General features: G+C 61.9%; 22 protein-coding genes and 1 tRNA gene. 13 read left to right on the top strand and 10 right to left on the bottom strand.

The genetic code is table 11. From position 1 onward, the window contains the following. The 4 genes from AC0L2L_RS21355 to AC0L2L_RS21340 all read left to right on the top strand — a co-directional run bounded on the left by AC0L2L_RS21355 (position 1) and on the right by AC0L2L_RS21340 (position 3352). A complete protein-coding gene (locus AC0L2L_RS21355) occupies positions 1-1188 on the top strand; it encodes a CaiB/BaiF CoA transferase family protein (RefSeq protein ID WP_473580909.1) in 1188 nt (395 codons plus the stop codon). 36 nt (positions 1189-1224) lie between these two features. Continuing rightward, a complete protein-coding gene (locus AC0L2L_RS21350; protein ID WP_473580907.1) occupies positions 1225-1995 on the top strand; it encodes a HugZ family pyridoxamine 5'-phosphate oxidase in 771 nt (256 codons plus the stop codon). Between the two features lie 158 nt (positions 1996-2153). Next, positions 2154-2492, top strand: a complete 339-nt coding sequence (locus AC0L2L_RS21345; RefSeq protein ID WP_027165048.1) for an ArsR/SmtB family transcription factor — start codon at positions 2154-2156, stop codon at positions 2490-2492. A gap of 53 nt (positions 2493-2545) precedes the next feature. After that, positions 2546-3352: a TrmH family RNA methyltransferase gene (locus AC0L2L_RS21340; protein ID WP_473580904.1), complete on the top strand. Its 807-nt coding sequence runs from the start codon at positions 2546-2548 to the stop codon at positions 3350-3352. 123 nt (positions 3353-3475) lie between these two features. Here AC0L2L_RS21340 and AC0L2L_RS21335 read toward each other — a convergent pair whose 3' ends face one another. Together AC0L2L_RS21335 and AC0L2L_RS21330 are read right to left on the bottom strand one after the other, a co-directional pair. Then, positions 3476-4618, bottom strand: a complete 1143-nt coding sequence (locus tag AC0L2L_RS21335) for a coiled-coil domain-containing protein (RefSeq protein ID WP_473580902.1) — start codon at positions 4616-4618, stop codon at positions 3476-3478. A gap of 134 nt (positions 4619-4752) precedes the next feature. After that, positions 4753-5289: a DUF1134 domain-containing protein gene (locus AC0L2L_RS21330; protein ID WP_473581025.1), complete on the bottom strand. Its 537-nt coding sequence runs from the start codon at positions 5287-5289 to the stop codon at positions 4753-4755. A gap of 386 nt (positions 5290-5675) precedes the next feature. Between AC0L2L_RS21330 and chpT the strand changes: the two genes are divergently transcribed. Next, entirely contained in the window at positions 5676-6305 is a 630-nt protein-coding gene (chpT, locus tag AC0L2L_RS21325) for a histidine phosphotransferase ChpT (protein WP_027165052.1), read from the top strand. A 230-nt stretch (positions 6306-6535) separates the two neighbouring features. After that, entirely contained in the window at positions 6536-6904 is a 369-nt protein-coding gene (locus AC0L2L_RS21320; RefSeq protein WP_473580901.1) for a response regulator, read from the top strand. Between the two features lie 68 nt (positions 6905-6972). Here the strand turns inward: AC0L2L_RS21320 and ctrA are convergent, their stop codons facing one another. Continuing rightward, positions 6973-7668 carry a response regulator transcription factor CtrA gene (ctrA, locus tag AC0L2L_RS21315; RefSeq protein ID WP_006203583.1) on the bottom strand — a complete coding sequence of 232 codons (696 nt, stop codon included), beginning with the start codon at positions 7666-7668 and terminating at the stop codon, positions 6973-6975. Positions 7669-8117: 449 nt separating this feature from the next. Between ctrA and AC0L2L_RS21310 the strand changes: the two genes are divergently transcribed. Continuing rightward, a complete protein-coding gene (locus AC0L2L_RS21310; protein WP_027165054.1) occupies positions 8118-8495 on the top strand; it encodes a flagellar export protein FliJ in 378 nt (125 codons plus the stop codon). Between the two features lie 83 nt (positions 8496-8578). Here the strand turns inward: AC0L2L_RS21310 and AC0L2L_RS21305 are convergent, their stop codons facing one another. Beyond that, complete coding sequence (locus AC0L2L_RS21305) at positions 8579-8977, bottom strand: winged helix-turn-helix transcriptional regulator (protein WP_473580899.1); 399 nt, start codon at positions 8975-8977, stop codon at positions 8579-8581. 90 nt (positions 8978-9067) lie between these two features. Here AC0L2L_RS21305 and AC0L2L_RS21300 point away from each other — a divergent pair, with 90 nt between their 5' ends. Next, positions 9068-9994 (top strand): NADP-dependent oxidoreductase, encoded by a 927-nt coding sequence (locus tag AC0L2L_RS21300; RefSeq protein ID WP_473580897.1) that lies wholly within the window; start codon positions 9068-9070, stop codon positions 9992-9994. Between the two features lie 63 nt (positions 9995-10057). Here the strand turns inward: AC0L2L_RS21300 and sciP are convergent, their stop codons facing one another. After that, on the bottom strand, positions 10058-10333 hold the full coding sequence (gene sciP / locus AC0L2L_RS21295; protein ID WP_006203587.1) for a CtrA inhibitor SciP: 276 nt from the start codon (positions 10331-10333) through the stop codon (positions 10058-10060). 252 nt (positions 10334-10585) lie between these two features. On the opposite strand from sciP, the gene mnmA reads away from it, so the two are divergent. Continuing rightward, on the top strand, positions 10586-11776 hold the full coding sequence (mnmA, locus tag AC0L2L_RS21290) for a tRNA 2-thiouridine(34) synthase MnmA (RefSeq protein ID WP_473580895.1): 1191 nt from the start codon (positions 10586-10588) through the stop codon (positions 11774-11776). 135 nt (positions 11777-11911) lie between these two features. On the opposite strand, the gene AC0L2L_RS21285 is transcribed toward mnmA, so the two are convergent. Continuing rightward, complete coding sequence (locus AC0L2L_RS21285) at positions 11912-12877, bottom strand: Gfo/Idh/MocA family protein (RefSeq protein ID WP_027165058.1); 966 nt, start codon at positions 12875-12877, stop codon at positions 11912-11914. 254 nt (positions 12878-13131) lie between these two features. Here AC0L2L_RS21285 and AC0L2L_RS21280 point away from each other — a divergent pair. Beyond that, positions 13132-13208, top strand: a tRNA-Met gene (locus AC0L2L_RS21280). On the opposite strand, the gene AC0L2L_RS21275 is transcribed toward AC0L2L_RS21280, so the two are convergent. Beyond that, complete coding sequence (locus AC0L2L_RS21275; RefSeq protein ID WP_473581023.1) at positions 13165-14847, bottom strand: recombinase family protein; 1683 nt, start codon at positions 14845-14847, stop codon at positions 13165-13167. The two genes, AC0L2L_RS21280 and AC0L2L_RS21275, sit on opposite strands and share 44 nt — an antisense overlap. A 389-nt stretch (positions 14848-15236) precedes the next feature. Next, positions 15237-15974 carry a hypothetical protein gene (locus AC0L2L_RS21270; RefSeq protein ID WP_473580893.1) on the bottom strand — a complete coding sequence of 246 codons (738 nt, stop codon included), beginning with the start codon at positions 15972-15974 and terminating at the stop codon, positions 15237-15239. Here AC0L2L_RS21270 and AC0L2L_RS21265 point away from each other — a divergent pair. Next, positions 15973-16347 carry a helix-turn-helix domain-containing protein gene (locus AC0L2L_RS21265; RefSeq protein WP_473580891.1) on the top strand — a complete coding sequence of 125 codons (375 nt, stop codon included), beginning with the start codon at positions 15973-15975 and terminating at the stop codon, positions 16345-16347. The two genes, AC0L2L_RS21270 and AC0L2L_RS21265, sit on opposite strands and share 2 nt — an antisense overlap. A 76-nt stretch (positions 16348-16423) precedes the next feature. Here AC0L2L_RS21265 and AC0L2L_RS21260 read toward each other — a convergent pair whose 3' ends face one another. Then, positions 16424-16627 carry a helix-turn-helix transcriptional regulator gene (locus AC0L2L_RS21260; protein WP_140581367.1) on the bottom strand — a complete coding sequence of 68 codons (204 nt, stop codon included), beginning with the start codon at positions 16625-16627 and terminating at the stop codon, positions 16424-16426. Positions 16628-16758: 131 nt separating this feature from the next. After that, positions 16759-19803, bottom strand: a complete 3045-nt coding sequence (gene traA / locus AC0L2L_RS21255) for a Ti-type conjugative transfer relaxase TraA (protein WP_473580889.1) — start codon at positions 19801-19803, stop codon at positions 16759-16761. Positions 19804-19975: 172 nt separating this feature from the next. On the opposite strand from traA, the gene AC0L2L_RS21250 reads away from it, so the two are divergent. Both AC0L2L_RS21250 and AC0L2L_RS21245 read left to right on the top strand, forming a co-directional pair. Further along, positions 19976-20302, top strand: coding sequence for a conjugal transfer protein TraD (locus tag AC0L2L_RS21250; RefSeq protein WP_473580887.1), 327 nt, complete (start codon positions 19976-19978; stop codon positions 20300-20302). A gap of 1 nt (position 20303) precedes the next feature. Then, entirely contained in the window at positions 20304-20552 is a 249-nt protein-coding gene (locus tag AC0L2L_RS21245) for a conjugal transfer protein TraD (RefSeq protein WP_473580885.1), read from the top strand. The last annotated feature ends 169 nt before the right edge of the window (positions 20553-20721 follow it).

Below are 20721 nucleotides of genomic sequence, written 5' to 3'. Positions count from 1 at the left end.
ATGACTGGCTCGCCGACAGGCGCCGGTGTTTCCACCGAAAAGACCGGCCCGCTCGCCGGCTTGAAAGTGATCGAGCTGGCCGGGCTCGGTCCGCTGCCGCTTGCCGCCCTGATGCTGTCCGAGATGGGCGCCGAGGTGTTGCGCATCGAACGCGCCGACGCCGGCCAGCCGCTGCTCAGCCTGCCGGAAGAATACGATCTCGACCGCCACGGCCGTTCCATCCTCAAGCTCGACCTGAAGCGTCCGGCGGGCGTGGAACTGTTGCTGCGCTTGGCGGCAGGCGCCGACTTGCTTGTCGAAGGCTTTCGTCCCGGCGTGATGGAGCGGCTTGGCCTTGGGCCTGACGACCTGTTCCAACACAATCCGGCGCTGATCTATGGCCGCTTGACCGGCTTCGGCCAGGATGGGCCGCTGTCCGGCCAAGCCGGGCACGACATCACCTATCTCGCCTATGCCGGGCTGCTGCACGCGATCGGCAGGCGGGAGGCGCCGCCGGTGCCACCGCTCAACCTTGTCGCGGATCAAGGCGGCGGCGCCATGACGCTGGTCGCCGGCGTACTCGCCGCGCTTTTCCAGCGTTCACTGACCGGGAAGGGCCAGGTCATCGATGCCTCGATGATCGAGGGCGCCTCGATGCTCGCGGCGCCGATCCACGCCTACCTGGCGGCGGGTCTCTGGAGCGACAGGCGCGGCGAGAACCTGCTCGATTCCGGCGCGCCGTTCTACGACACCTATGAGACGGCGGACGCAAGGCACATTGCAGTCGGCTGCCTCGAGCCGCACTTCTTCGCCGAATTCGCCAGGCTGCTGCCGCTCGACCGGCATTTTGTCGGCGGCCAATACGACAAGTCGCTATGGCCCGCGATGCGCGCCGCCATTGCCGGCCGGATCAGGGAGAAAACGCGCGACGAATGGGCAGAGCTTTTCGCCGCGACCGATGCCTGCGTGGCGCCCGTGCTGTCCCTGGTCGAAGCCAGGCACCACCCGCACAATCGCGCCAGGCAAGCCTTTGTGAAGTCCGGCCGGCTCGAGCGTCCGGCGCCGGCGCCGCGTTTCTCGCAAGGCTCCCAAGCGATTGCCGCGGTGCCTACCGCCGCCGATCGCGAGCCCGCAGGAATATTGGCCCGCTTCGGCTTGAGCGAACAGGAAATCGAGGCCCTTGCAAAGGCGGGTACACTCGGCCGATAACCGGACAATAGAAATCAACTTATCCCGGGTGAGCTTGTGACCGAGCCGAAGAAAGATGTCATTCGCAAGACCGACGCCGAGGCGATCAGGCTGGCGAAAACCCTGATCCGCTCGGCGCGTTTCGGGGCGCTCGCGGTGATCGAGCCCGGCACCGGTGCACCGCTGGCAAGCAGGGTTGGCGTCGCCACCGACATCGACGGCGCGCCGCTGATCCTGATCTCGATGCTGTCCGCGCATACCGGCGCGCTTATCGCCGATCCGCGCTGCTCGCTGCTGCTTGGCGAACCCGGCAAGGGTGATCCGCTTGCATATCCGCGCATCGGCCTGGCATGCCGGGCACGGCGGCTGGAACGGGGATCGGCCGATCAAATCCGCGCCGAACGGCGCTACCTCAACCGCAATCCGAAAGCAAAGCTCTATGCCGGGCTCGGCGACTTCTCGTTCTTCCGGCTCGAGCCTGAGCGCGCCAGCCTGAACGGCGGCTTCGGCAAGGCCTATCTTCTCGACCGCGATGATTTCATCACCGGCGGTCCCATTGTCGAAGAGTTCGCCGACAGCGAACAGTCCGCGCTCGACCATATGAATGCCGATCATCGCGACGCGATTGCCCTTTATGCCCGTCATTTCGGCCGCGCCGAAGGCGACGGCTGGATCGCCACCGGCTTCGACACCGACGGCATGGATCTCGCCGCCACGGATGCGACCTGCAGGGTCTTCTTTCCCAAGCCCCTGCAAACCGCGCGTGAATTGCGTTCGGTGCTGGTCGAGATGGCCAAGACGGGACGCGCGGCAGAGCAAGAGCGATAGTTGATCGCGCGCCGGCGAAAGCAACGCTTGAGATTTAAACGAAATGATCTACCCTTGTTGTGACGCTGATTCAGCAGCGCCTATCGACATCTGAACATTGTGGAATCAGGCGCCATTGCCCCCTGGCGTCAGGATGAGCCAGGACCCTTGGGGGATCTATGATCTCAAATAAGCTAATCGCCAATGCGGAATCGGCGGCAGCCTTTCTCACTCTCATGGGCAACGAAAAGCGCTTGCTGATCGTGGCCCATCTGATCGACGGCGAAATGTCGGTCGGCGCCATCGCCGAGAAGGTGCAACTCAGCCAGTCCGCGCTGTCGCAGCATCTCGCCAAGCTGAGGGCGCTCGATCTCGTCGAGACCCGGCGCGACCGCCAGATGATTTACTATTCCTGTAAATCCGAGGCGGTTCGCGAATTGCTGCGCATGCTGGAAGGCATTTTCGGCGACGGCGATCTTTCCCAGATGGCCTATCGGTTGCGCCGCGCCGGGGCTTGACCCGCGGCTCCAGTCGCTCATTACCTCGCTGACGAACCCTCGGCGAGGCATGCATGAACCTCATCCCTATCGACGATCCCCGGGACCCGCGCGTCGCCGCCTATCTCGACATCCGCGAGCGCGACCTCGTCGGCCGGCATGGCCGCTTCGTCGCCGAAGGCAAGGTGGTGCTGGACCTCTTGCTGTCGACCGGGCGCTTCGCCGCCGAGTCGGCCCTTGTCCTCGAAAACCGGCTGGCCGGCCTGCAGGCGATCTTGCGCAAGGCTCCTGCGGATTTTCCGGTCTATGTCGCCGGCGGCGAGGTCATGGACCGGATCGCCGGCTTCCACATGCATCGCGGCATCCTGGCGATCGGCGTGCGTGGCGATCCGGCACCCGCCGAGGTTCTGGTGGAAACCTTGCCCCGGCGCGCCTTGGCCGTCGTCCTGGTCGGCATATCCAATCACGACAATATGGGGGCGATCTTCCGCAATGCCGCGGCCTTCGGCGCGGACGCGGTGCTGCTCGACCGGACCTGCTGCGACCCGCTCTACCGCAAGGCAATCCGCGTTTCGGTCGGCGCGGCGCTGAAAGTTCCCTTCGCGTCCTTCGGCGATAGCGCAACCTTCATCGCGGCGCTCGACCGGCTCGGCTTCAGCCAGTTCGCCCTCTCGCCGCGCGGAACCGTCGATATCCGTGCCGCGGAACGTTCGTCCAGGCTGGCGCTCTATCTCGGCACCGAAGGCGAAGGCCTGCCGCCGGATCTGCTCGCCCGGCTGCACACGGTGAGGATCGGCATGGCCGAGGGCTTCGACAGCCTGAACGTCGCCGCCGCGTCGGCTATCGCCCTGCATCACTTTTCGAAGGCTGTGGATCCTTAAAGCGCGTCGCACTGAAACGGATTCAGGCGACGCGCTTTAAAGTCTTTGTTTTTATGCATGTCGTTGTCCCGGAACCGCTGCACACTTCTGGGCGACATGCATTAGACTGGATAGCCGCAGGGCTCAGTTGGCCGAGCCGGCCTTCTGCAGCGCTCTTACCCGGTCGGCAAGGCTGATGCCGCGCCCATTTTGCTGCCCGTCGCCTGCCAGGGCCTTGGCGATAGGCGAATCCGGCCCGTCGAGTTTCATCGTCAGGTTGACGACCTCGGCCGCCAGTTCGTTCATTTGCTCGCGAAGGCCGGCGCCGGGGCGCGCGTCGCCTGCCGGTTCGGACATTGCCGTCCCCGAGGCGGCAAGATCGGTTTTCAGCTGCTTGTTCTCGCGCGCCAGCGCCGTCAGCCTTGCCTCCAGCCGTTCCCGGTCGCCCTCGAGCCTGGCGATTGCCCTGTCGACATCGTCACCGTTCGCATCGGCGCCGGCAGCCAGCCGCGCAACGCCGTTCGCGGCGGCGGTCTCCTTCGAACGTTCGCGCAGTCGAGCGAGGTCCTTCTCGCGCCGGTCGAGCTTTTCCTCGCGGTCGGCGAGCGTGGCAAGCAGCCGCTCGACCTTCTTCTCGAGTTCGGCCGTTTTCCGCTTCTCGGCCTTCAACGCTTCGCGCGCGGCCCTGCTCTCCGAAGCGATCTCCTGGTTTCGCCTGTCTGCCTCCTTGCGCTGGCCGCGCAGCGTCGCGATGTCGCTGGCGAGTTTTTCCAGCTCCGATTCGCGTGCAACCAGCTCGATCTGGCGGTTCGAGGACGAAAAGCTGGCGTCGTCATACATCTGCTCGAGCTTCTGCAGCTCCAGCGCGCGCTTCTCCAACGCCCGCTCCGTCTGCGCATGCTTTTCCGACAGGCGGTGCAAATCCTCCTCGCGCTGCCTGAGCTCCGCATTTTTAGCCTGCAGATCGGAGAGCGCCTGGTTCTTGTCCTTCTTTTCGACCGCGAGCCCCTTCAAGGCCTCGCGCCCGCGACCGATCTCGACCAACTGCTCGGCCACCTTCTCCTGCAGGTTTTTGACGGTTATCTCCAGCCGGCGCGTCGTCATGGCATATTCCGCCCGTATCCGGTCCTTGTCCGCCAGGATTTCGGCGGGCGTCAGCGGCAGCGAGGCCTCGAGGCGCCTGCGTGTCAGGACAACGGCCCGCCGCCAGACCGCCGGCGCGATCAGCGACACCAGAAAAACGGCGCAAAGGAAACCGAGTACGAAGAACAGAACCGACTGGACCAAGGCGTGCTATCCACTTTACGGAGCGGCAATCGCTGGATTGTGTCATCTTGGCATGGCGGAAATTCAACGCCGCGGCAAGAGCTTGCCGCGGCGCGATCAGCACTGTCCGAGCGATTGCAACGGGCAGAACCCGATCAGAACGGGTTCCAGGTCGGCCTCTCGGTGAGCTTCAGATAGCCGAGATTGACGCCGAGTCGGGCGCCGACGCCGGTACGGATCGGCACGATCAGCACGCGGTTGCTTTGCAACACGTTGAAGCCGACGCCCGCAATGACATAGGCGGAGCCGGCAACGCCGCCGAAGCGGTTATAGAGGCTGCCGATGTCGTCGAGGTTATAGACCAACATCATCACCCGCGATCCCTCGCCGCCGAAATCCCAGCCGAGCGACGGACCTTGCCAGAACACCTTATGGTCGCCGGCGTTCTTGGTGTAGAGCGTTCCCTCGCCATAGGTCAGGCCGCCGATCAGGGCGCCGGAACCTTCCTCGCCCAGCAGGTAGCCGTTGGGCAGCCCGTAGGAGGCAAAGATCTTCTCGACGACTGTGGCCAGCCCCCCGGACGTCTCGCCGAAAAATTTATGACCGGAATCGACGATCTCCTGGGCGGTGTACTGTTGAGCCCTTGACGCCGAGGTCGAAAGGATAAGAGCCCCCAGGAGTGTAATGGTCATGGTGAGGACACGGACGAACGTCCGGTCGTAGTATCGGGAAAACATGCTTCCAATCTCCGTCAGGGAGCACTTTCGCCGACGCCTCGCACTCCTGCGGCTCTTGGCGGCCGTTCAAAGTGGCTATCACGGGCAAACTATGCCGTAATCCTTTTTCAACCATTAAGCTCTCACAGGAAGATGGCGGTTCGAAGGCTGCGCTTTCGCCCTGGAGACGGGTTTTCCCCCTGTGAACACACCATTTTCGCCATCGACAATTTGGGATTTGTTGATGCGCGCTCTGGCGCTGTGTATTCAGAAAGCCTTGGAAAAGAGCGTGATTCGCGTGGAGGGGGGCGTGAAGACGGTCGCTCGGCCATGAACAAGAGATTTAAGCAGGGATTTCACCGATGGCCGAGCTCTTTACCCTCTCCGCGCCCGATCTCGCGGCGCTGCTTTGCAGCCGTGTCTGCCACGACATCATTTCGCCGGTCGGCGCAATCAACAACGGACTGGAACTGCTGGACGAAGGCGGCGCCGACGAAGACGCCATGAAGCTCATTCGCCAGAGCGCCAAAAACGCCTCGGCGCGACTGCAGTTTGCCCGCATCGCCTTCGGCGCCGCGGGTTCCGCCGGCATGATGATCGACACTGGCGATGCCGAGGCCGTGGCCATCGCCTTCTTGAAGAACGAAAAGCCGGAACTGGTATGGAACGGCCCCCGCGCGCTTTTACCCAAGAACAAGGTCAAGCTGCTGCTCAACCTCATACTTGTCGCACACGCGGCCATCCCGCGCGGCGGCAGGCTGGTGATCACGCTGGAAAATCTCGAAACCGAACCGCGTTTTTCGCTGTCGGCCAGCGGTCCGATGCTGCGCGTGCCGCCGAAATTCCTCGAACTGCATTCCGGGCACAAGCCGGAAGAGCCGATCGACGCCCATTCGGTCCAGCCCTATTACACGCTGCTTCTGGCGCGCGAGGCCAATATGACGATCTCGATCCACGCGACCGCCGACGAGATCGTGCTCACGGCTGCCTAATATCAAGAAACGACAAAGTATCGCCTGTTGCTGATATTTGTGCCGGCAGCCCGGGCGCAGCAATGTTTGCGTCCATTGCCGTAACGGCGCCACGGGCCAAAACGGCGCGGCATGTCTTTTTGGAAAAACTTTACCTAACGGCTTTTCGGCTTCTTTACCAGATTGGGCCTATGGTGCTTTCCGGTTACCCGGAGGTTGCCGGTTCGGCAGATGGCAAAGAGGACCCGGACATGAAACGCTGCCTGTTCGTCGATGATTCGAGCGTCATCAGGAAGGTCGCAAGACGCATTCTTGGCGGCTCGGACATAATTGTCGTCGAGGCGTCGACCGGAGTCGAGGCCGCAGAAATCTGCGCCAGCGACATGCCGGACGTCATCGTCATCGATGGCGGACTGACCGACGTCCGGGCCGTGGACCTTATTCGCCGCATTCGTGCTATCGAAGCTCCCACCAAGCCGCAGATCCTGGTCTCGCTGGTCGAGGTCGATGTCGCAGCGATCATGCGCGCCAAGCGCGCCGGCGCTCAAGGCTATCTGCTGAAGCCCTTCAACCGTGCGCAATTGCTCGAAAGCTTCCGCGTCCTGAAGATAGCCGCCTGATTCGCAGGACCCGCTTCAAACAAAAAACCCGGCCTGAGCCGGGTTTTTCTTTGAAATCATCAGGTCGCTCAGGCGCTGACGCGGATATCTTCCGGTTCGCGCAGCACGTAACCGCGACCCCATACCGTCTCGATGTAGTTCTGGCCGCCGGACGCCGCGTCGAGTTTCTTGCGCAGCTTGCAGATGAAGACGTCGATGATCTTCAGCTCGGGCTCATCCATGCCGCCATAAAGGTGGTTGAGGAACATTTCCTTGGTGAGCGTGGTGCCCTTGCGCAGCGAGAGCAGCTCCAGCATCTGGTATTCCTTGCCGGTCAGATGCACGCGCTGGCCACCGACCTCGACCGTCTTGGCGTCGAGATTGACCACCAGATCGCCGGTGGTGATGACCGACTGGGCATGGCCCTTGGAACGGCGCACGATCGCATGGATGCGCGCCACCAGTTCGTCCTTGTGGAACGGCTTGGTCATATAGTCGTCGGCGCCGAAGCCGAGGCCGCGCACCTTGTCCTCGATGCCGGCCATGCCGGACAGGATCAGGATCGGCGTCTTGACCTTGGAGAGGCGCAGCGTGCGCAGGACTTCATAGCCCGACATATCAGGCAGATTGAGATCCAGAAGGATGATGTCGTAATCGTAGAGCTTACCGAGGTCGACACCTTCTTCGCCGAGATCGGTCGTATAGACGTTGAAGCTTTCCGATTTCAGCATCAGTTCGATGCTTTGTGCGGTTGCACTGTCATCTTCAATCAGCAGAACACGCATTTCATTCCCCTTTTCTGCTGCCGGACCGTGTTACGACCCGTCCGGGACCCGGAGCAGTGATTGCCTGAACAGAAGGTGCCACCGACTGGTTAACAAATCCTAATTTCGTGCCATCCACGATACCAGATTTTTTAACCCCTTTCTACACCCACTTGAATCTAATAACGAATCACAGACCAAAATCGCTAATGCACCACATTAAAAAGTCAGCCTAAGTGACTCCAGAGACTCGCTGGCCCGGGCTTCCCGCCGCTGCCGGAATTTTTACCCGGCCTTAAGTCCTCGCCCGTATGATTAACAATGCCCGTAAACGAATGGTTACCGCCGGCAAAAATCTTTAGGGCTTTGTTTCCCATAGCCCGGGGAAAGCCGGTGGAAACGGGCGGCGCTTGGGTCGTTCCGGGCGGATTGAACGGTATTGCAGTTGTGCGTTTGCGGAGTATCGAGTCATGAAGTCACGTGAAAACCTCGTTCGGCTGAAGCAGTTTCAGGTGAATGAGAAGCGGCGGCAGCTCTTGCAGCTGGACATGATGATCGCCGAGTTCGAACGCATGGCCGTCGAGCTGGAAGCGCAGATCATCGCCGAAGAGAAAAAAGCCGGCATCACCGACATCAACCATTTCGCCTATCCGACCTTCGCCAAGGCGGCGCGCCTGCGCCGCGACAACCTCAGGAATTCACAAAGCGACCTCGCCCAGCAGCGCAGCACTGCCGAATCATTACTCGGCGAAGCTGAAGCGGAGCTGTCCAAGGCGGAAATGCTGGAATCGCGGGACACCAAGATCCGCGAGACCGAAACAGGCGGCCGTAGCGCCATGATCGGCTGATCCGGCATCATCGGCGCCTCCGCGCAGCGCGTCACGCGATGGCTCGAACGGCTCTGGCCGAATTGTCGCGGAAGACCGCAGGTCTAAGCGACTAGTTCCCGTTCATTTGTGGCAACCGCCCTGGAACGGGCATCCTTGATCTCAGGTGCATGCTGCTCGGCCCACGACCTGATCTGGGTGAGCAGTCCCGCCAGATTCTGGCCGAGCTCGGTCAGTTCATATTCGACGCGTGGCGGAATGACCGGGTAGACCTGTCGCCGCACCAGGCCGTCACGCTCCAGCACCCGCAATGTCTGCGTCAGCATTTTCGGCGTGATGCCTTCGAGCCTGCGGGCAAGCTCGCCATTGCGCTTCCGGCCTTGGCGCAACGCGCAAACCACCAGATAGACCCATTTGCTGGCAAGCATCTCGAGCACGGTGTGCGACGGACATGTCCGCCGGAATGCGTCATAGCCCAGGCACGAGTTTTCTTCACTATCCATGAGGTGCCTATATATACAAAAGGTACATACTAGACAATAGAATATTACTATCCAAATGATAGTGGCACATCCACTCAACAGGAGACGTTCATGCGTGCCGTTATCCAGACTTCCGTCGGCGGACCCGACGTTCTTTTCGTGGCCGAACGGCCCGACCCCTCACCCAAGCCGGGTGAAGTGCTGATCCGTGTCAAGGCGGCGGGCATCAACCCAGTCGATGGCGCCGTGCGCGGCGGTTTCTACCCGCTGCTCGGTGAGCCGCCATTCATTCTGGGCTGGGACATTTCGGGGACCGTCGCGGCGCTCGGCGCCGGCGTGACCGCCTTCAAAGTCGGGGACGACGTGTTCGGCATGCCGCGCTTTCCCAAACAGGCAGGAGCCTATGCCGAACTTGCTGCGGCGCCGGCGGACGAGATCGCCGCGAAGCCTGCCGCCATTGACCATGCGCATGCCGCGGCGTTGCCGCTGGCTGGCCTGACGGCCTGGCAGGGCCTCCTCCGCCACGGCGGCCTGCAGGCGGGACGACGCGTATTGATCCATGCCGGTGCCGGCGGCGTCGGCCATCTGGCGGTGCAGATCGCCAAGGCGCGCGGCGCCTATGTCATTGCTACAGTCAGCCCGGACAAGCTCGATTTCGTTCGCTCGCTCGGCGCCGACGAGGTGATCGACTACACCAAGGACGATTTCACCCGGAAGGTCGGCAAGGTCGATCTGGTGCTGGATCCGATCGGCGGCGACCATGCCGACCAGTCGCTGGAAGTACTACGTGATGGCGGCGTTCTGGTGTCGCTGCTCAACGTTCACGACGCCACCAGGGCGAAGGCCAGCGCGCGCGGCGTCCGCGTCGAGCGCATGTCCGTGGTGCCCGATCGCGAGGGCCTTGTCGAACTCGCCAGGCTCGTCGATGCCGGGAAGCTCACGCCACACGTGGCCAAGACCTTCCCGCTCGATCAGGCGGGAGCTGCCCACGCCTTCCTCGCCACGCGGCCGATCGGCAAGGTTGTGCTGACGGTCTGAGGCTTCTGCAAAAGCGAAAGGGCGCGGAATTCCGCGCCCTTTTCTGTTTTGCGGCTATCCGGCCTAGTGCCGGTATTGCTGGATCCGCGTGGTGCGTAGCCCGGCAAGGCCGTATTCGTCGATCGATGCCTGCCAGGAGAGAAATTCTTCGGTGGTGAGCTTGTAACGCTGGCAGGCTTCCTCAAGGCTGAGCAGGCCGCCGCGTACCGCAGCGACCACCTCCGCCTTGCGCCGGATAACCCAGCGCCTGGTGTTCGTCGGCGGCAGATCGGCGATGGTAAGAGGGCTGCCGTCGGGCCCAATAACATACTTGACTCTAGGTCTAACCAGATCGGTCATCGTACTCTCTACTAAAAACTCAAAGACCCAATCCCCGCCACCGTACCGCCACAGCTTTAAAAATTGCCTAAGCGAACCCTAATCACTAGGTAAGGATCGTGAACGCCCGGTTAGGATTCCGTTTAGAATTTGAAACATCGGTCCCTGGGCCCTGATTTGCCGATCACCCGTCCTGGGCCGCAAGCTGGCGCATACGTGGCGCTTGACCTATATTCCAGCCATTGGCATTGAGCGCCGCACAGTGAAAGCATGATGAACAGCCTCGATCTCCCCGGCCGCCCCGAAGAAACCCGCGTTGTCGTCGCGATGTCGGGCGGTGTCGATTCGTCGGTGGTTGCCGGCATCCTGAAGCGCGAGGGCTATGACGTCGTCGGCGTGACGCTGCAGCTTTACGACCACGGCGCGGCCACCCATCGCGCCGGCTCCTGCTGCGCCGGGCAGGACATCGACGATGCCCGCCGCGTCTCGGAGACGCTCGGCATCCCGCATTACGTGCTCGACTACGAGGAGCGCTTCCGCAAGGCGGTCATCGATCCGTTCGCCGAGAGCTATGTCGCCGGCGAGACGCCCATCCCTTGCGTTTCCTGCAACCAGACAGTGAAGTTCGCCGATCTGCTTGCGACCGCCAAGGATCTCGGCGCCGACGCCTTGGCTACCGGCCACTATATCCGCTCGCGCGCCAATGGCGCGCATCGCGCGCTCTACCGGCCGGTCGACGCCGACCGCGACCAGAGCTATTTCCTGTTCGCCACCACGCAGGCGCAGATCGATTACCTGCGCTTTCCGCTCGGCGGCCTGTCGAAGCCGCAGGTCCGCGCCATTGCCGAGGAAATGGGGCTGAGCGTCGCCGCCAAGCAGGACAGCCAGGACATCTGCTTCGTGCCGCAGGGCAAATATTCCGACATCATCGCCAAGCTGAAGCCTGCAGCCGCCAATCCCGGCGACATCGTCCACATCGACGGCCGCGTGCTCGGCCGCCATGAAGGCATCCTGCGCTACACGATCGGCCAGCGCCGCGGCATCGGCATCGCCTCCGGCGAGCCGCTCTATGTCGTTCATCTCGACGCTGACCGGGCGCGCGTAATCGTTGGCCCGCGCGAGGCGCTGGAGACGCACAAGATCTACCTGCGCAACATGAACTGGCTCGGCGACGGACCGCTGTCCGACATTCCGGCCGGTGGGATCGAGCTCTTCGCCAAAGTCCGCTCGACCAGGCCGCCGCGCCCCGCTGTGCTGCATCACCGCAACGGCGTGACTTCGGTCGAGCTGGCCGACGGCGAATCGGGTATCGCCCCCGGACAGGCCTGCGTGCTCTATTGCGACGACGGCAACGACGCGCGGGTGTTCGGTGGCGGCTTCATCGAGCGCTCGGAACGAGGCGCCGAGGCCGAAGCCATGCTGTCAAGGCTAGCGGCAAGGCCGGCTCAAATTCCCGCCGAGTAAGTTCTCGACCTGATTACCGCTGCTTCAGGATAGCCTCAGAGCATTCCAGGAAAAGTGCGCAGAGGTTTTCCGTCCGGAATTGCGTCAAACAAAGGAATGGAGCTGTTCGTCGTTTTCGTGAAACGATGAACAACTCTATGCGGACGAACCGGTATGGATCACCGTGCCGGCGGTCAGGATGCGCAACACCCGGATCGCCTCCTCGCCGTCGGTGCGCGGTTCGGCACGCGTTTCGATGCATTGCATGAAATGGGCAAGCTCGCGCGTCAGCGGCATGCCCTCGCCGACCGGCACGTAGGAAGGCTCGTTGGCGGTGAAGGCCCACTGGCCGCTGTCCTGCCAGACCGCGTGGCGGTAGACGGCAAGCTTGCGCTCCCAGGGCTCGACGTCGTCGAACACCGCCATTGCCTTGGTGCCGACCACCGTCAGCCGCCGCTCGCGATAGGGATTGAGGCGCGAGGCGAAGAGATGGCTGCGCAGGCCGTTCGGGAAGCGCATATGCAGATGCGCGAAGTCGCTGAGGTTGTCGAGCAGCGCTGCTCCCTCGCCCCTGACCTCGATCGGCTCGGTGCCGGTGATGGCGAGGATCATCGACAGGTCGTGCGGCGCCAGATCCCAGAGCGCATCGTTTTCGGTATGGAACTTGCCAAGGCCGAGCCGGTGCGAATGGATGTAGCGCACCTCGCCGAGCTCGCCATTGTCGATCAGCGCCTTGAGCGTTTCGAAGGCGGGATGGAAGCGCAGCACATGGCCGACCATGAAGACGCGGCCATTGTCCTTTGCCGCCTTCACCGCGCGTTCGGCGTCCGCGACCGTCAGCGCGATCGGCTTTTCCACCAGCACGTCCTTGCCGCTTTCGACCGCGCGCACCGCGGTGTCGGCATGGAATTGCGGCGGCAGCGCCATGACGATGGCGTCGATATCGGCTCGCTCGAACAGCTTGTCCGGCTCGATCGCCAGGCAGTCCTGCTCGCTGGCGAAACCTTCGGCACGGGCGCGGTTGGCGTCGGAAACGGCATGGAGCGCGCCAAGCGCCTTGAGGGTGCGGATGTGGTTGCTGCCCCAGTATCCGCAACCGAGGACGGCGATGCGCGGCTTCATTCGCTCAAACTCTAGAATTTCATGGCCGAGACATAGCGACCTGCCCCGCCGAACTCAACCCCGGGACATGAGCTGAGTGCCTGCCCGACAAAGCTTGTCCGGGATGAGATTATGCTAGCCGGATTATGCCGGCACTTCGGCCGCTTCCAAGCTTGACAGGCTCACCCTCCCAACCTTATATCCGCGCGACCTTGGCGAACGCCTTGAAACACCCATCCTATTCAGGACGGTTTTTTCGGGCCATTTGCCACCCTGGCGGGGTAGCTCAGTTGGTTAGAGCACGGGAATCATAATCCTGGGGTCGGGGGTTCAAGTCCCTCTCCCGCTACCACTTCAAACCCACTATCGTACGTAATGGCGGCAATTTGGCGGCCGGCCAATGCGGTGTGCCTATCGGTATACCGAGCGCTGGGGAATGCAGCCCCGCCAATAAGAGCGGAAAGCTTGCCCTTGACCTCAATCTCGAAGCCTTTTCGTGCAGGCTTGGGGTGCACCGTGACACTGTGAACAAGGCTCCGAAAGCTTTCGGTGAGCGGGCCACGGTCATCGGCGGCAGTTGCGTGGTCAGCCAAGACCTTTGAAAGAGCATCGACGGTTTCGTTGTAACGCTGCAGGGCCGCTGGGTGGAGTGCGACGGTCGACGGTGGCTCATCGACATTCGAAAGTTGCGCCTCGATGTGAGAGAGCTGTGCCTTGAGTTCCGCAATACGTTGCTTTGCATCCTCTTCAGCAATGACGCTCCTGATCACCAGGTCGATCGTGCGCTGCCGTTCGCCTTCAATTCGATCTCGCTTGGTCTCCAGTGCTGTCCGAATTCCATTTGCCTGGGCAGCAAGCTGCCGACGCTCTTCATTGTATTTGCGGATGTAGGCTTCTATCAGGTCCGGCGCTTTCAGCTGTTCGCGCATGCCATCAAGGACCGCCTTCTCGATCTCAGGCAGATAAATGATGCGCCGGTTGGAACAGCTCCCGCTTTCACGAACTGCCGAGCACCGGAGACGCGTCTTACCCGTCTTGTCACGATCGTGAACGGACATGCCCGATCCGCACACTCCGCAACGAAGCAGACCGGACAACAGGTGGGCCGGCCGACGCTTGTTATTAGTAGGCGCGTTCACCCTTGCGCCTTTGCGAGCCTGTGCCTTCTGCCAGATTCCGTCATCGACAATTCGCAAATGCGCAACCTCTTTCGTCTGCCACTGGTCCTTCGGATTTGCCCTGGAGACGCGCTTTCCAGTATCCGGATTTTTCACCATCCGGACTTTGTTCCAGACGATTCTGCCGACATAGAGTTCGTTGAAGAGCAGTCCGACCCCACGTCGTGCATTTCCGTTGATGGTAGAACCGTTCCATCGCTTTCCCCGCGGTGGCATTATCCCATCCCGGTTGAGATCGCCTGCTAGGTCTCTTGGAGTTCGACCGGTGACATAGGCGGCAAAAATGCGCCGGACGACTTCAGCCTCCTCTTTGACAATCTCCAGTTCGCCTGGGCGGCCCACGATAGGTCGATAGCCATAGGCGCGGCCTCCCGCGTGACGTCCGTCACGGACGACTCCGGCCATACCCCTACGCACTTTTTTGGCGCCATCCTCCCTCTGCATCTGACCGACAAGTCCACGAATACCTATGAGAACTGCATCGGCAATCCCGTCATGAACAGCCTGGATTTGGATGCCGAGAAAAGAGAGCCGTTTGTAAATGCCCGCGAGGTCCGCCATGTCCCGCGACAGACGATCGAGCGCCTCGACGACCAGGATATCAAACGCGTTCTGGCTTGCCGCGTCCATCAAACGCATCAGGGCGTCGCGACCCAATACCGAAGCACCGGAGCGCGCCTTGTCCTCGAAGACGGCAATGACATCGAGGCCGTTGCGATCTGCATATGCACGGCACAGCGCAATCTGGTCTTCGGTGGACTTTTCGTTTTGCAGCTCTGTCGAAAAGCGTGCGTAGACGGCCGCCCGCCTCATCTGTCGGAACCCTTCTTCTGGCACTGATCTGCATCAAACTTGGAATGTCGGTTGTCCGCAACTCCGATTGAAATGAGATGATCGCGCCTGGCATCAGCAACGGCAAGCGCTTCGACGAACTTAACCATAGCTCTGCGAAGTTCCCCCGCCGTCGCCGCTGGGGTGGTTCCGCGGGGCAATCCACCATTGTATTTGTCTTTTGCAGCCGTCACGAAGGCCAGGATCACGATGACTACAGGCAATAAAAGGGGCCCGCTCCTTCGATCGTGCAATTGAGACCCTGCAGGATAGAAATCGGATAGGTGCCAGGCTAACGAGGTCTCGCGAGAGTCCTCGCAATACGGTTGGGAACCTTATGACCGTGAACTGGGATGCGTAGGCGAGCCTTGTCATGCCTCGGTCCCATCGTCGCCACGCACAAAAGCAAAGCCGCCCTCTCCGGGCCTTCGGCAGTGTTGCTGCTGACAAATTTCTTCGGGAAACACTTGCTCGGGCATTGCCTCCTTGGCGATCCGGACAAGGTCGTCGCGCGCCGAACGAATCTGCGGCCAGGGAAACACACTGCTGCCCTCCGAAGGTTCCCCTTCCGTCAACGCGGCATCAAGCTTGGCCGCCACGCCGGCAAGGGAGGCCGCGGGGGTTCTGGACAACAGCTCGAGCAGTTCCTCCGCTCGGTCGGCAGCCTCGCCTTCGGCGAGCAACATCGCTGAATAGCCCATCTCCCTATCGGCCGCATCCCAGCGCGCTTGATGAGCGGCCAAATCGGTCTCAGCCTTCGCGCGGTTTGCAACTTCCTCAGGAGAAGGTTTGGGCAGCGCTCCGGCTTCGACGGAATGCAGCGTTACGCCGTCCCCGTCGTGCAGCCGGATGGTCGAACAAGGCAATCCGACCGTTGCGACAAGCTTGCTCTCCATGCTCTGCTGCTGGCGGCACAGTTGTTCAGTCTTCTGTTGGGCAGCCTGCCATTTGCGCCAAGCTGCAACCGCAGGGTCAGCGGATTGGCCTACTTTCAGATCGTCGCGTCTGAATGCTGTTGGCTGCCATCCCGCAATCGCAATTGCTGTTCCCCCAAGTAGGCTCCTCCGGGTGACGAGAGACAAAGTCGTGGTATTGTCGGAATCAGCCATGATCCGAGCTCCAAACAGCTTGGGTTGTGGTCAGGCCGCACTAGGTGTAGCGAGCACCTGTGCGGCCGCACAGTCTCCGTCACTTATGTCACTTTTTGTGACTTTTAACAAGATAAATGTCATGAAAAAGGACATATTGCCCCAGCAGCTCCGCGCGGCTCGGGCCTTGATTGACTGGACAAGAGAGGACCTGGCGAACGCATCGGGCCTGACCGTTCGTACGCTTTCCAGAATTGAGAGCTCTCAAACGACCCCTAGACCGGCTACACTTGAAGCGTTAACCGCAGCATTGGAAGCAGCGGGGATCGAATTCATTTCACAGAATGGAGGAGGACCAGGCGTCCGACTTGCCCGTCGACTGGACGGCAACTGACGCAAGCGGTCATTCTGAGTGCGATGGACCCTTCCTAAGCGATCGTTTGTCGAGATCGGAAGATCCTGACTTTCAGTCAGACCTGACGCTCCGCTCGCCATGCAGTCGGATTGCCCACCCATCTATTGATATCGGATTCGCGCCAGCCCGCCCCGTTGATGCTTATCTTGATCTGAGCTGGGAACGTGCCTTCGGCGATCTTGCGATAGACGGTCGAGCGGGACAGGCCGGTCCGGGCAAGGACGGTTTTAAGGCGAATGATACGATCCGGTTCGGGCATGGCTGCGTTGCCTTTCGCTGACTGCAATTGACACCTGCTGGAACCAGACATGACGGAACGAATGCTGGACGCAATCAGGTTTGTCGCTTCAGCCGTCTGCGGCGTGAAAACGGCGGCAAATCGGAGGGGTGTCAGAGCCCAAGGCTCCGTCCCTTACCGATGCCATGGCTGAATGCCAGTTCCGCGCCAAGGCGCCGGCCGGAATCGATGTTGATGCCAAGCTCGCGCTTGCGGTTGGCGAGAAGAGATTCCAATTGCGGATCACGTTCGAGGCTCTTGGCCATGTCGGACATGGCCGAACGCGTTGACTTGTAGCCGGACATGTCGCCGGACTGATATTGCTCCCGTCCGGTACGGTCGAGCTTTTGCCAGCGTTCCACGAAACGGTCGGCCCTGCGGCCGGGATCGAGGTCCATCCCAGTGCGAATTTCCGTTTCAAGCTGGAGAGCAAGCACGATGCGGCTGACGCGGCCGGCCCCTGCCTCGCGGACAAGTTCGGGATTTTTCACATAGGCCGCTTCGGCATCGCGCCAGCCATGCGGCCGCACCTTCTCGAAAGCGTCGCGGGCTTCTTTTAGTTCGCGCATCTGCTCGGGACTGCCCTGCCCGTCCGAGTTTCCAGTACTGAGGATCGCGTCGAGAGCACGCGCGTGGCGAACAAGCGCTTTCGTACGAGCGCTGCGCAACGCCGCTTCCGCGTCCATCGGCATATCCGTGTCGCGCGACACTCCCGTGGCGGGAGTTTTCCTTTCGGGCGTGGAGTCAGACTCTCCGATTTGCGCCCCAACATTTTCCCTTGCCGGCCGACCACGTTCTTGGCCGGGCTCGCCGCCTGCGGGCGAGCGCAACTCCTCCAGCAATCCGCCGATCCTGTCGCGCAGCTTCTCCGGAACGATCCGGCGCACGATCTCGACCACGCGCTGTCTAAAGCTGATCCCGCGCTGCTCGGCATAGCTCTGCGCCGGGTCGATCTGCTCGTAGTCCGACGCCATGTCCTTGGCGCGGTCCCGTGAAAGCGTTCGGTCCAGGCGGTCCCGCGTACTGAAGTCGTCGCCGCCATAATGCAGGTCCATGCTGTCTCGATGCCGCGACAGTGCGACGTAGCTGCCATGTGCATCCATGCCCGGCGTAGCGAGCACATGCGTGCGGTCGACTGTCATGCCCTGCGCTTTGTGAATGGTCGCGGCATAGCCGTGGTCAATGTGCGCGTAGTCTTTCAGGTCGAACCGCACCGACCTGTGGTCGTCAGTGCGCACTGTCATGCTCTGTGTGCTGAGCTCCTCCACGATGCCAAGCGTGCCGTTCTTGACGCCGAGCCCGCGCTCGTTGCGCAGGAACATGACCCGGTCGCCGCTGGCGAAGTTTCTTGCACCGCGCTCCACATTCACCTGGACATCGTCGCCAAGATCTCCAGCAGCGCGCATGCGCTCGCGCGCTGCCTGGTTCAGCGCGCGCACCTCGTCGTTTGTGTGGGTGAGGATGATCCGGCTTGCCTCTGGATGCGCCTGCCTGTCGCGGTCCCAGCGCTCGACGAGTTCAGCTCGCGCTTCGTCGCGCGTTGCAGCCTGATGCACCATGCCTTGCGCATCGTAGGCGCTGATCGCGGCGCCAATCCTGCCGGTTGCCAGATCGCGCGTTGCGTCACGCTGCCAGTCCTCGCGCTGCCGGCGCACCTGGCCGATTTCGACGCCGCCATGACGCTCATGGATGGAACGGAATGCAGCGCCGGCTTCGATCGCCTGCAACTGCTGCGGATCGCCTACTAGGACGACTTTCGCGCCAACGTCCGCCGCATGGGAGAGCACGCGCTCCAACTGGCGCGTGCCGACCATGCCGGCCTCATCGATCACCAGGACATTGCGCGCGGTGAGCAAATCCCTGCCCTGTCCCCAGCTATGTTCCATACTGGCGATAGTGCGTGACGAGATGCCTGATCCGCTCTCGAGATTCTCGGCGGCAATGCCCGAGAGTGCCGCGCCTTGAACGTCGTAGCCCGCTGCTGCCCATGCCTGGCGCGCGACACCCAGCATGGCGCTCTTGCCCGTTCCGGCAAAACCGACAACGACACCAAGACCGCGGCCCTCGGTGAGATGCGCAAGCGCGTCGCTCTGCTCGCCTGAAAGGACAAACCCGCGCTGCGCAGCCCGCGCCAGCGCTGCCTCGCGATGTGCGTTACTCACCGCGTGTCGTTCGTCCAAATCGATACGCTCCGCCGCGCGGTGAAGGCGCTGTTCGGTCTCGACCATCTGCCTTGTGGTGAAGCGGTCTTCGCCGCGCCCGTCCTTGCCCAGTTCAATCAGGTCGGGTGCGTTGCTGATGGCTGCCACGACCTCGTTGAACTGCTCCATTCCGTCACTGTGGCGATGCGCAAACTTCGCGATGTCTTTTCGGGTGAAGGTCGATTGCTGATGGGTGATGGCGTCGAGCGCCACGGATGGATCGGCAACGATGCGCGCGCCATTGTTGCGCGCGATCTCGCGATGCAGTTCGGCGCGATCTGCTTCACTATCGCCAGCAGCAAGGCCGCTGCCCTCGATGCGTTGGGCCGGCGCACCAATCTGGGTCTGCGGCTCCAGCGCAATGCCCTGCGCTTCCAGACTGCGATGATCGATGCGGGCGTCGATGTCGAGTTCGGCCAGGCGTTCATTGGCAAGCTCCGCCCATCGCTCGCGCCAGCGCTCGACCAGCTGGGTAGCGTTCCAGTCTCGAACCTTCGCACCAAAACCGTTCTCGTCCACGGACCGCATGGTCAGCATGACATGAGCATGCGGCTTGGGACTGCCATCCTCTGCCCTGTCCCAATGCACATTGAGATCGGCGACCATGCCCTTGCTGACAAACTCGACTTGTACAAAGTCGCGCGCCAACTCGATGCCTTGCGCCTGGCTGAGTTCACGCGGGAGCGCAAACTCGACCTCGCGGGCAAGCTGCGCATCCTTGCGGACCTCGAACGCCTCGACATCGTTCCATAGCCGTTCGCGGTCGCGCCAGGCCTCCGGTGCATCCTCAGGCAGCATCACCTCGGAATGAATAACACCACGTTTGGCTGAAAAATCATGGCTGCGTTCGATGCGCTCGTCACGCAGCCGCGAGGCCGAGCGGTAGGCGGCTGACGCGACAGCGCTTGAGCCTGCCTTGCGGCCAATGACCTTGACGTGAAGATGATAGATCGCCATCGCGACCAGATCATTTGCACGGCAAAGCGCACGTCGGCACGACGTATAAGCGCGCCCTCCCTCGAAAAAATCTCGGGATGGACCAGCCCGTCCCGGGCTGTCTCGGCAACCCTGAAGCCTTCCGGCAGGCGCTCCCCTATCATTGCCACATTGACAATCAATGGAGACAGCCATGCGCAAGCCACGTGACTTCGACGCCGAACTAAAGGCGCTTGAAGAAAAGTCGCGAGAGCTCAAAACGCGAAAGGTGCAGCAACTTGGCGAGCTGGTGATCGCCACCGGCGCCGATCAGCTCAGCACCGACGAATTGGCCGGTGCACTGGTTGCAATCACCGAGACGAAAGACACCTCAAAGCGTGAGGCATGGGCCAAGCGTGGGGTGATGTTTTTCGAGAGCCGGTCCCGGCGAACTGCTCCGGAATCTCGGCGCAACCCTCGCAGCGCTCCAGCGCAACCGGGCAGCCCGCAATCGCCGGCAGGCGACACGGGCTCGCAATGACATGCGCACCTGGCAGGTCGAGCGACGCAAGCGGACCCGACACCTCATCGAACTCGGCGGTCTCGTCGTCAAGGCAGGCATTGTTGAGCTGGCAAATGACGATCGCGCCACCATCTACGGCGCGCTGATCTGGATGGCGGAAAAGCTGCAGAGCCATGAAGGGAAGAATGCGCGAAACCTGTGGACTGCGATGGGTAGGCAGGCCTTCGATGGTGAACGGCGTGAAGAGCAGATGGGCCGGCGAACTTAGCCACAGTTGGCGAGCAGCGGCCGGCGCGAAGCCCGAACAGCAGACTTCCGCCGGTGCGCCGGCGCCGATGCCGCAGCCAAGCGCTTGCGCAGGAAGCTTTCGGGATCTTCGTCGCCACAGGCGATAATCTTCTCTCGCGAGCCTTGATCCAGATGATGAAGGCGCAAGG

The sequence above is a fragment of the Mesorhizobium sp. WSM4832 genome, assembly GCF_055811115.1.
Note: the sequence above shows the minus strand (reverse complement) of the source record. Positions and strands in the feature narration are given on the sequence as shown.

Excerpts from the sequence above, each read along its gene's own strand:
- AC0L2L_RS21355 (WP_473580909.1), top strand. The coding sequence starts at position 1 with ATGACTGGCTCGCCGACAGGCGCCGGTGTTTCCACCGAAAAGACCGGC.
- AC0L2L_RS21345 (WP_027165048.1), top strand. The coding sequence starts at position 2,154 with ATGATCTCAAATAAGCTAATCGCCAATGCGGAATCGGCGGCAGCCTTT.
- AC0L2L_RS21340 (WP_473580904.1), top strand. The coding sequence starts at position 2,546 with ATGAACCTCATCCCTATCGACGATCCCCGGGACCCGCGCGTCGCCGCC.
- AC0L2L_RS21330 (WP_473581025.1), bottom strand. The coding sequence starts at position 5,289 with ATGACCATTACACTCCTGGGGGCTCTTATCCTTTCGACCTCGGCGTCA.
- chpT (WP_027165052.1), top strand. The coding sequence starts at position 5,676 with ATGGCCGAGCTCTTTACCCTCTCCGCGCCCGATCTCGCGGCGCTGCTT.
- AC0L2L_RS21320 (WP_473580901.1), top strand. The coding sequence starts at position 6,536 with ATGAAACGCTGCCTGTTCGTCGATGATTCGAGCGTCATCAGGAAGGTC.
- ctrA (WP_006203583.1), bottom strand. The coding sequence starts at position 7,668 with ATGCGTGTTCTGCTGATTGAAGATGACAGTGCAACCGCACAAAGCATC.
- AC0L2L_RS21310 (WP_027165054.1), top strand. The coding sequence starts at position 8,118 with ATGAAGTCACGTGAAAACCTCGTTCGGCTGAAGCAGTTTCAGGTGAAT.
- AC0L2L_RS21305 (WP_473580899.1), bottom strand. The coding sequence starts at position 8,977 with ATGGATAGTGAAGAAAACTCGTGCCTGGGCTATGACGCATTCCGGCGG.
- AC0L2L_RS21300 (WP_473580897.1), top strand. The coding sequence starts at position 9,068 with ATGCGTGCCGTTATCCAGACTTCCGTCGGCGGACCCGACGTTCTTTTC.
- sciP (WP_006203587.1), bottom strand. The coding sequence starts at position 10,333 with ATGACCGATCTGGTTAGACCTAGAGTCAAGTATGTTATTGGGCCCGAC.
- mnmA (WP_473580895.1), top strand. The coding sequence starts at position 10,586 with ATGAACAGCCTCGATCTCCCCGGCCGCCCCGAAGAAACCCGCGTTGTC.
- AC0L2L_RS21285 (WP_027165058.1), bottom strand. The coding sequence starts at position 12,877 with ATGAAGCCGCGCATCGCCGTCCTCGGTTGCGGATACTGGGGCAGCAAC.
- AC0L2L_RS21275 (WP_473581023.1), bottom strand. The coding sequence starts at position 14,847 with ATGAGGCGGGCGGCCGTCTACGCACGCTTTTCGACAGAGCTGCAAAAC.
- AC0L2L_RS21265 (WP_473580891.1), top strand. The coding sequence starts at position 15,973 with ATGATCCGAGCTCCAAACAGCTTGGGTTGTGGTCAGGCCGCACTAGGT.
- AC0L2L_RS21270 (WP_473580893.1), bottom strand. The coding sequence starts at position 15,974 with ATGGCTGATTCCGACAATACCACGACTTTGTCTCTCGTCACCCGGAGG.
- AC0L2L_RS21260 (WP_140581367.1), bottom strand. The coding sequence starts at position 16,627 with ATGCCCGAACCGGATCGTATCATTCGCCTTAAAACCGTCCTTGCCCGG.
- traA (WP_473580889.1), bottom strand. The coding sequence starts at position 19,803 with ATGGCGATCTATCATCTTCACGTCAAGGTCATTGGCCGCAAGGCAGGC.
- AC0L2L_RS21250 (WP_473580887.1), top strand. The coding sequence starts at position 19,976 with ATGCGCAAGCCACGTGACTTCGACGCCGAACTAAAGGCGCTTGAAGAA.
- AC0L2L_RS21245 (WP_473580885.1), top strand. The coding sequence starts at position 20,304 with ATGCGCACCTGGCAGGTCGAGCGACGCAAGCGGACCCGACACCTCATC.